Origin of the sequence: Actinosynnema sp. NPDC023658 (genome assembly GCF_040639995.1) — a bacterium.
Classification (GTDB): domain Bacteria; phylum Actinomycetota; class Actinomycetes; order Mycobacteriales; family Pseudonocardiaceae; genus Actinosynnema.
The window spans coordinates 1-9484 of record NZ_JBFAAX010000216.1 but is presented as its reverse complement, the minus strand read 5'-3'; the positions used below and the strand labels follow the sequence as shown (position 1 = coordinate 9484).

The window sequence follows — 9484 nt, the reverse complement described above, 5'->3', positions numbered from 1 at the left end:
GCCCTGGTGGCAGAACGGGATGCCGCAGTCCATGCACCGCCCGGCCTGCTTCTCCAGCCTGGGCCGCTCGAACTCCTCGTACACCTCGCGCCAGTCGCGCAGGCGCAGGAAGACCGGACGGGTGCGCGGGGTCTCACGCCCGGTGGTGAGGAACCCACGAGGGTCAGCCATGAGACGCCTCCATGATCGCTTCGTTGACGTCCCGGCCCTCCAGCACGGCCCGGGCCTGTGCCGCCAGCACGCGCTTGTAGTCCTTCGGCATGACCTTGGTGAACCGGTCGACCGCCAGGTCCCAGTCGGCCAGCAGCGCGTGCGCCACCGCCGAGTCCGTCTCCAGGTAGTGCTTCTCCACCGCTCCCCGCAGGAACTCGCGGTCCGCGTCGTCCAACGGGTCGAGGTCCACCATCTCGGGGTTGACCCGCTGCACGGCCGCGTCCAGCACGTAGGCGATGCCGCCGGACATGCCCGCGGCGAAGTTGCGCCCGGTCGGGCCGAGCACGACCACCCGGCCACCGGTCATGTACTCGCAGCCGTGGTCGCCCACGCCCTCGACGACGGCCAGCGCGCCCGAGTTGCGCACGCAGAACCGCTCACCGACCTTGCCGCGCAGGAAGATCTCGCCGCCGGTAGCGCCGTAGCCGATCACGTTGCCCGCGATGATGTGCTGCTCCGCGGCGAACTGCGCGTCGGGCACCGGCCGGATGACGATCCGCCCGCCGGACAGGCCCTTGGCCACGTAGTCGTTGCCGTCACCGATGAGCCGCAACGTGATGCCGCGCGGCACGAACGCGCCGAACGACTGCCCGGCGGTGCCGGTGAACGTGATGTCGATCGTGTCGTCCGGCAGGCCCTCGCCGCCCCACCGCTTGGTCACCGCGGAGCCGAGCATGGTGCCGACGGTGCGGTTGACGTTGCGCACCGGCAGTTCCAGCCGCACCCGGTCACCGGAGGCGATCGCGCCCTCCGCGAGCTGGATCAGCGTGTTGTCCAGCGCCTTGTCCAGCCCGTGGTCCTGGGCGGTGGTGCGGTGCCGCGCCGCGCCTTCCGGCAGCGCGGGCACGTGGAAGATCGGGGACAGGTCGAGCCCGGCCGCCTTCCAGTGGTCCACGGCGGCCCGCGTGTCGAGCAGGTCGGCGTGGCCGACGGCCTCGGCCAGGGTCCGGAAACCCAGCTGCGCCAACAGCTCGCGCACCTCCTGCGCGATGAACTCGAAGAAGTTCACCACGTGCTCGGCCTTGCCCGCGAACTTCGCCCGCAGCACCGGGTTCTGCGTCGCCACGCCCACCGGGCACGTGTCCAGGTGGCAGACCCGCATCATGATGCAGCCCGACACGACCAGGGGAGCGGTGGCGAAGCCGAACTCCTCCGCGCCGAGCAGCGCCGCGATCACCACGTCCCGCCCGGTCTTGAGCTGACCGTCGGTCTGCACCACGATCCGGTCGCGCAACCGGTTGGCCAGCAGCGTCTGCTGCGTCTCGGCCAGCCCCAGCTCCCACGGGCCGCCCGCGTGCTTGATGGACGACAGCGGGGACGCGCCGGTGCCGCCGTCGTGGCCGGAGATCAGCACGACGTCCGCGTGCGCCTTGGACACGCCGGCCGCGACCGTGCCGACGCCGACCTCGGAGACGAGCTTCACGTGGATGCGCGCCGCCGGGTTGGCGTTCTTCAGGTCGTGGATCAGCTGCGCCAGGTCCTCGATCGAGTAGATGTCGTGGTGCGGCGGCGGCGAGATGAGGCCGACGCCGGGCGTGGAGTGCCGGGTCTTGGCGATCCACGGGTACACCTTCGCGCCGGGCAGCTGGCCGCCCTCGCCGGGCTTCGCGCCCTGCGCCATCTTGATCTGGATGTCGTCGGCGTTGACCAGGTACTCGCTGGTGACGCCGAACCGGCCGGACGCCACCTGCTTGATCGCCGAACGCCGCGAGTCGCCGTTGGCGTCGGGGGTGAACCGCTCGGCGTCCTCGCCGCCCTCACCGGTGTTGGACTTCGCGCCCAGCCGGTTCATCGCGATGGCCAGCACCTCGTGCATCTCCTGTGAGATGGAGCCGTAGGAGATGGCGCCGGTGGCGAACCGCTTGACGATCGACGAGACCGGCTCGACCTCCTCGATCGGCACCGGCTCCCGCACGCCCTCCTTGAACGCGAACAGCCCGCGCAGCGTCAGCAGCCGCTTGGCCTGCTCGTCCACCGCCCGCGTGTACTCCTTGAAGACGTCGTAGCGCCCGCTGCGGGTGGAGTGCTGGAGCTTGAACACCGTCTGCGGGTTGAACAGGTGCGCTTCGCCCTCGCGGCGCCACTGGTAGTCGCCGCCGACCTCCAGCTCGCGGTGGTGCGCCCGGACGCCGTCGGCCGGGAACGCCATCCGGTGCCGCCGCGCCACTTCCTCCGCGATGACGTCGAACCCGACGCCGCCCAGCCGCGAGGTCGTGCCGGTGAAGCACGTGTCCACGACCTCGTCACCGAGGCCGATCGCCTCGAAGATCTGCGCGCCGGTGTAGGACGCCACGGTGGAGACGCCCATCTTGGACATCGTCTTGCGCACGCCCTTGCCCAGCGCCTTGATCAGGTTGCGGGTCGCGACCTCCGGCTCGACGTCGGACAGCTCCTCCACCGACGCCATCGCCAGGTACGGGTTCACCGCCTTCGCGCCGTACCCGATGAGCAGCGCGATGTGGTGCACCTCGCGGGCGTCACCGGCCTCCACGATCAGGTCGACCTGGGTGCGGGTCTTCTCGCGCACCAGGTGGTGGTGCACCGCGCCGGTCAGCAGCAGCGACGGGATCGGCGCGTGCTCCTGGTCGACGCCCCGGTCCGACAGCACGACCAGCCGCGCGCCGTCCCGGATCGCCTGCGACACCTCGGCGCGGATCTCGTCCAGCCGCCGCACCAGGGCCTCGCCGCCGCCCGCCACCTCGTACAGGCCGTGCACGGTGAACGTGCGGAACTCCGGCAGCGTGCCGTCGTCGTCCACGTGCACGAGCTTGGCGAGCTCGTCGTTGTCCAGCACGGGGAACGGCAGCGAGATCCGCCGGCACGACGTGGCGTCCACCGACAGCAGGTTCGGCTCCGCGCCGAGCGTGGCGTGCAGCGAGGTCACCAGCTCCTCGCGGATCGCGTCCAACGGCGGGTTGGTCACCTGGGCGAACAGCTGGGTGAAGTAGTCGAACAGCTGCCGCGGCCGGTCCGACAGCGGCGCGAACGGCGCGTCGTTGCCCATCGAGCCGATCGGCTCGGCGCCGGTGCGGGCCATCGGCCGCAGCAGCAGCGCCATCTCCTCCTCGGTGTAGCCGAACGCCTGCTGACGACGCACCAGGGACGAGTGCGTCGGCACCTCGCGCGCCCGCGCCGGGAGGTCGGCCAGGTGCAGGATGCCGTCGGCCACCCACTCCTGGTACGGGTGCTCGGCCGCGAGCTCGCCCTTGATCTCCTCGTCGTCGATGATCCGCCCCTGGGCGGTGTCGACGAGGAACATCCGGCCCGGCTCCAGCCGGCCCTTGCGCACGATCGTCGCCGGGTCGAACTCCAGCACGCCCGCCTCGCTGCCGAGCACGACCAGGCCGTCCTCGGTGACCCAGTACCGGGCCGGGCGCAGGCCGTTGCGGTCGAGGACCGCGCCGATCAGCGTGCCGTCGGTGAAGGACACCAGCGCGGGGCCGTCCCACGGCTCCATGAGCGTGGAGTGGAACTCGTAGAACGCGCGCCGTTGCGCGTCCATCTCGGTGTGGTTCTCCCACGCCTCGGGGATCATCATCAGCACCGCGTGCGGCAGGCTGCGCCCGCCCAGGTGCAGCAGCTCCAGCACCTCGTCGAACGTCGCGGAGTCGCTGGCGCCGCGGGTGATGACGGGGAACACCCGGGACAGGTCACCGGGAATCAGGTCGGTGGCGAGCACCGATTCGCGCGCGTCCATCCAGTTCCGGTTGCCGCGCAACGTGTTGATCTCGCCGTTGTGCGCCACGTACCGGTACGGGTGGGCCAGCGGCCACGACGGGAACGTGTTGGTGGAGAACCGGGAGTGCACCAGGCCGATCGAGCTGGTGACCCGCTCGTCGGTGAGGTCCGGGAAGAACTTCTCCACCTGGGGCTCGGTGAGCATGCCCTTGTAGACGATCGTCCGCCCGGACAGGCTCGGGAAGTACACGTCCGTCGCGTGCTCGACGCGCTTGCGCACCACGAACGCCAGGCGCTCCAGCTCCAGCCCCCCGGTGCCGGCGCCTTCCGGCCCGGCGAGGAAAAGCTGGCTGAACGCGGGCATCGTGGTCCGCGCGGTCGGACCGACGTGCTCGGGGTCCACCGGCAGCTCGCGCCACCCGAGGACGGTCGCGCCCTCCTCGGCGGCGATGCGCTCGATCTCGGCCCTGACCTCGTCCTGGCCCTCCTGGGGGAGGAACGCGGTACCGACCGCGTAGCCGCCGGGCTCGGGCAGCGGGAAGCCGACGACCTCGCGGTAGAACGCGTCGGGCACCTGGATCAGGATTCCCGCACCGTCACCGGTTTCGGGCTCCGCGCCGCGGGCACCCCGGTGTTCGAGGTTGCGCAGCGCGACCAGTGCCTGGCTGACGATCGCGTGATTCCTGCGACCGGCCAGGTCAGCGACGAACGCGACACCGCAGGCGTCGTGCTCGTACTGCGGGTCGTAAAGGCCTTGCGGCTGGTGGTGGGTCACAACGGGCCCTCCCGTGGCGTCGTCCGGGCATACGGAGACGGCCGAACGCCCGCGCGCGGCTTTACGCGGACAACTCGGCCTGCAGGTACTGGCTGTGGATCCACGCCCGAGAGATCATCGGCGTGGGGACCGCACTCCGTTGTGCGGGAGAACTGCACTTCCTCGTGCGCGCGCTTGGCGGCCGGATGGGGCCGCGTCGCGAGCTTGGCGGTGCACCGGGATTGCCGGGGTCTTGTGACGATAGTGTGAATTTGCGGTTATGGCTCTAGTCCGACAGGGCGTCGTGGTGAATCACACCCCTACTTGACGCCGTTCCTACCAACGGGGTACACCCGGTCGGACCAGAGTTTCGCGAATTTTCGAACCTTCAGTGGCGAGTGAAGTCAGTTTCAGGGCCTTCTGGCCACTCTCGCGCAGCACACGGCGACGACGAGGCACAAGGTCGCGACGGCGGCGTGCCACCAGGCCGCCTCGCTCACCGCGAGGATCGCGTTGACGCCCGAGACCAGCGCGAACAGGGCGGACAGCAGGGCCCAGACCCGGCGTTCGGCCTTCTCGCCACGCAGGATCGGCAGGGATGTGGGCGGGTGGGTCACGGCAGGCACCTCCAGTCCGGGCTTGTCGCGCTCAACGTCGACAAGTCAGACGCCGAGTACCCGCACTTTGCGTACCTCACACCTCCGAGTGGCAACTTCTTCCGAGTCGTCGCGGAGGGCGTGTGCGGAGGGTGATCACGTCAGCCGACCGTTACTCCGAACAGGAGACCGACGTAGTAGGTGACGACCATCGTGAGCGACCCGACCACCACGTTCCGCCGCACCGCGCGGCTCGTGCGGCTCGACCCCAGCCGGGCGCTGACCACGCCGGTGAGCACCAGGCCGACCAGCACGGCCACCACGCACGTCCACACCCGCCACGGGACCGGCGGCAGCACGATCGCGATCAGCGGGATCAGCGCGCCGACCGCGAACGCCACCAGCGACGCCCACGCGGCCTGCCACGGGCTCGTCAGGTTGTCCGGGTCGATCTGGAGCTCGGCCTCCGCGTGGGCGCGCAGGGCGTCCCGCTCGGTCAGCTCACGGGCCACCTGGGCGGCCAGCTCCGCGGACAACCCCTTGTCCTGGTAGATCGCGGCGAGCTCGCGCTCCTCCTCCTCGGGCATCTCGCGCAGCTCGCGGGCCTCCAGCCGGAGGGCGGCCTTCTCGGTGTCCCGCTGGGTGCTGACCGAGACGTACTCGCCGCCCGCCATCGACAGCGAGCCGGCGACGAGCCCGGCGACGCCCGCGGCGAGGATGGCGGTGCGGTCGGTGGTGGCGCCCGCGACGCCCACCACGAGGCCGGCGGTGGACACGATGCCGTCGTTCGCCCCGAGGACGCCGGCTCGCAGCCAGTTCAGCCGGCCGGAGAGGTCGTCGCGGTGGGGTTCGTCGGGGTGCGTCATGACCGTGATCGAACCACCCGATCGCTAACGGGTGGAATACCGCCCGCGAACGGGTGACGGTGTGGACAGTGGGACGAGACCGGCCCGTCGGGTCGACCGTGATCCACTGCCGGCTGACGAATAGGGGGAGCGGTGTTGGGCAGACGTGCGTTGGTGCTCGGGGTGGGAGCCTTGGTGGGGCTGGGCGCGACCACTTGGCCGAACCCGGCCGTCCGGCGGCGCATCGAGCCGTGCGCCGAGCGGGGTGCCCGGCCGCTTCTCGAAACCCCGTCCCCGGTGGACCGCGCGCCGCAGCGGATCATCGTGCACCACACCGCGACCGAGAACGACGATGACGTCTCGCAGGAGCGAGCCCACGAGCCAGCCAGGTTCTCGCGCTGGTGTGGCTGTGCGCGGAGGTCGCGCTGGCTTGAGCCGATGCCGGGCCCGTTCGGCGGTGTGATCGCGGGCTAGCCGGACTCCACGATCCGCCACTGCGGCCCGCCCACCCAGGTCGCTTCGAGCCGGGACCGGTGGCCCGCGCCCGTGAACTCGACCACGACGGCGTCCGCGGGTTGTTCGACGGTCGCGGCGAAGCCCTGGCGCGGTGTGGCGGAGATGGGTTCCATGTCGTCGGCCGAGAAGCGGATGGCGGCCACCCCGCCGCGCAGGGTGAAGCTGCGCAGGTAGACCCGTTCGCCGTTCTGCTCGGTCCACGTGCCGTTCTCCGACGGCAGCGGCGGCGCGGTCGTCGTCGTGGTGGTCGGGACCGTCGTGGTCGGTGCGACCGTCGCGATCACCGCGACCGTGGTCGTCGTGGTGGTGGTCGCGGCGACGGTGGTGGTCGTCGTCGTGGCGATGGCCGACGACTGCGTGGGCCCGGCGACGACGCGCGGCCGTTCGGGCGCTCCGGCGTCCAGCACGAACCGGATGCCCAGCCAGGACAGCGCCACCGCGATCGCGGTCGACACCGACCACGCGGCGAAGTACTGCAGGCCCCTGCTCACGCGGGTCATCCTGCCGGCGGTGCCGGGGTCGTGGACCGGCGTCCGGTCAGCACCCCGCGGTGCCGTGGGCGTCGGTGGTGCCGTCGCCTGCGTCCTGGACGTCGCTGGTGACGTGGCCGCCGACGTCATAGTGGTCGGCGGCGGCGAGCACGGTGTCGAGCAGGTTCGGGAAGCGGGCGTCGACGTCCTCGCGGCGCAGCCGGATGAAGCAGCGGGTGCCCTCGTCGCGCCGCCAGGTCAGGCCGGCGGTGTTGAGCACCTTCTGGTGGTGGCTGAGCGTGGACTTGGCGACCGGGGCGGTGAACTGCCCGAAGGTGTGCTCCTCGCCGTCCGCGAGCAGGCGGACCAGGCCGACCCGGAGGGGATCGCTGAGGGCCGCCAGGACGTCGGTCAGCGTCAGCCGGTCGACGTCGGGGTTGGAGTCGGCGTGGCGCACGTCTCCCAGTCTAGTCGTTCGATGTTTCGCGAACCTCGAACGAGCGCGGGTACGTTGTTCTATGTTCACCGAACATCGAACGGGGTGGGGAACATGGAGTTCGACGGACAGGTCGCACTGGTCACCGGCAGCACGGCGGGCATCGGCCGGGAGGCCGCGCGGCTGCTGGCGCTCGGCGGTGCGACGGTGGTCGTGACGGGGCGGGACGCGGCGCGCGGTGCGGAGACCGTGACGGCCATCGAGGCCGAGGGCGGGCGGGCGAAGTTCATCGCGGCCGACATGGCGGACCTGGGCTCGGTGCGCGAACTGGCCGAGGCCGTGGGCGAGGTGGACGTGCTGGTGAACAACGCGGGCATCTTCCCGTTCGCGTCGACCGCGGAGCAGGACGTGGAGACCTTCGGGCAGCTGTTCGACGTGAACGTGCGCGCGCCGTTCTTCCTGACCGCCGCGCTGCTGCCGGCGATGGCGGCCCGCGGTCGGGGGAGCGTGGTGAACGTGTCGTCGTCGATCACCGTCATGCCGGTGGCGGGAGGGGCGGTGTACGCGGCGACGAAGGCGGCGCTGGAGGCGTTGACGCGGACGTGGGCCGTGGAGTTCCGCGGCACGGGGGTGCGGGTCAACGCCATCGCGCCGGGTGCGACGGAGACCGAGCGCGCGCTCGCCCTCAACCCGGACACGGTGGCGTCCGTGGGTCGGCAGTCCCCGATCGGCCGCGCGGCGTCGGCGCGCGAGATCGCGGAGGCCATCGTCTTCCTGGCCTCACCTCGTTCCAGCTACGTCCACGGCGAGATCCTCTTCGCCGACGGCGGCCGCACCCTCGGCTAACCCCGACCGCGCGAGAGTCCTACCTCCACAACGCGAGAGTCCTAGAGCGTTATTCATAAGGTTGATCTTGGGGTGGTAGCGCAACAGCCCCGTCTGGGTAGGGTCGGTTTCCTCTCACAGAAGCTCGACCAACCACGAGGCGGGGCTGTTGCGCTACCAGTCTACGACCGGGCTCGACCATGATCAGACCCAGGAGCTGGTCGCCCGGATCCACCAGGTCCTGGGATCGCCGGACCGGCGGGTGGGACGCCCAGCGGCGCTGGGCCTGTACCGGTCGGTGCTGCTCACGCTCGTGCTGTTACGCCAGAACCTGCCCCAGACCGTGGTCGCGGACTGGTTCGGCGTCTCCCAACCCACCGTCTCCCGCGTCTTCCGGCGGATCGCGCCGCTGATCGGACAGGTGCTGTGCCCGCACACCCCACCCCTGCCCGAGGCACTGTCCGGCCGGGTCGTGCTGGTCGACGGAACACTGATCCCCACCCACGACCACGCCACCCACCGCAAGGCCAACTACAACGCCAAACACCGACAATCCGGCGTGACCGTGCAGGTCCTGGCCACCCTGGACGGCACCCTGCTCGCCGTGTCCGACCCGGTCGAGGGCCGCGCCCACGACAAGACCGCCTACACCCTCACCGGCCTGGCCGACCTGTTGGCCCACCACCAGGTCGTCGCCGACCTGGGCTACCAGGGCACCCCCACCATCCGCCCCCGCCGCAAACGCCCCGGCCACAAGCGCCACACCCCCGCCGACAAAACCTGGAACACCAGCGTCAGCAGCATCCGCGCCGCCGTCGAACACGCCATCGCCCACCTCAAGGCATGGAAAATCCTCGCCACCGGCTACCGCGCCCGCCTGACCGAACTCCCCACCCTCATCCGCATCGTCACCACCCTCGAGTACTACCGCCAAGGCTGGTGACCTTCTGAATAACGCTCCTACGTTCACAACGCGAGAGTCCTACGTTCAGACACCCTGAGTACAACGCTCACGGCGGTCCAGCGTGCGCTGAGCGTTGAATTCAGGTGCTGTGAACGTAGGACTCTCGACGCGTGAACGTAGGACTCTCGTGGATCAACTCGTTCTCCCTGTTCCGCCTGGCGGAGTCGTTCCACCCCAACGCCACCGG

7 protein-coding genes and 1 pseudogene are annotated in these 9484 nt (G+C 70.6%); 2 read left to right on the top strand and 6 right to left on the bottom strand.

Going from position 1 to position 9484, the window contains the following annotated elements:
• The 6 genes and pseudogenes from gltD to AB0G02_RS21265 form a co-directional block, all read right to left on the bottom strand.
• Nucleotides 1-171, bottom strand: a pseudogene (gltD, locus tag AB0G02_RS21290) (glutamate synthase); the annotation flags it as partial.
• The gene (gene gltB, locus AB0G02_RS21285; protein ID WP_360797070.1) at nt 164-4666 is read right to left on the bottom strand and encodes a glutamate synthase large subunit; all 4503 of its coding nucleotides are present in this window, start codon (nt 4664-4666) and stop codon (nt 164-166) included. The pseudogene gltD and the gene gltB, both read right to left, overlap by 8 nt.
• 389 nt (nt 4667-5055) lie before the next feature.
• On the bottom strand, nt 5056-5262 hold the full coding sequence (locus tag AB0G02_RS21280; protein ID WP_360797068.1) for a hypothetical protein: 207 nt from the start codon (nt 5260-5262) through the stop codon (nt 5056-5058).
• 140 nt (nt 5263-5402) lie between these two features.
• On the bottom strand, nt 5403-6107 hold the full coding sequence (locus AB0G02_RS21275; RefSeq protein WP_360797067.1) for a VIT family protein: 705 nt from the start codon (nt 6105-6107) through the stop codon (nt 5403-5405).
• A 449-nt stretch (nt 6108-6556) separates the two neighbouring features.
• The gene (locus AB0G02_RS21270; protein WP_360797065.1) at nt 6557-7093 is read right to left on the bottom strand and encodes a hypothetical protein; all 537 of its coding nucleotides are present in this window, start codon (nt 7091-7093) and stop codon (nt 6557-6559) included.
• Nucleotides 7094-7139: 46 nt separating this feature from the next.
• Nucleotides 7140-7529, bottom strand: coding sequence for a helix-turn-helix transcriptional regulator (locus tag AB0G02_RS21265; protein WP_360797063.1), 390 nt, complete (start codon nt 7527-7529; stop codon nt 7140-7142).
• A gap of 93 nt (nt 7530-7622) precedes the next feature.
• On the opposite strand from AB0G02_RS21265, the gene AB0G02_RS21260 reads away from it, so the two are divergent.
• Nucleotides 7623-8354: an SDR family oxidoreductase gene (locus AB0G02_RS21260; protein ID WP_360797062.1), complete on the top strand. Its 732-nt coding sequence runs from the start codon at nt 7623-7625 to the stop codon at nt 8352-8354.
• A gap of 148 nt (nt 8355-8502) precedes the next feature.
• Nucleotides 8503-9276, top strand: a complete 774-nt coding sequence (locus AB0G02_RS21255) for a transposase family protein (RefSeq protein WP_360797060.1) — start codon at nt 8503-8505, stop codon at nt 9274-9276.
• Nucleotides 9277-9484 lie beyond the last annotated feature (208 nt).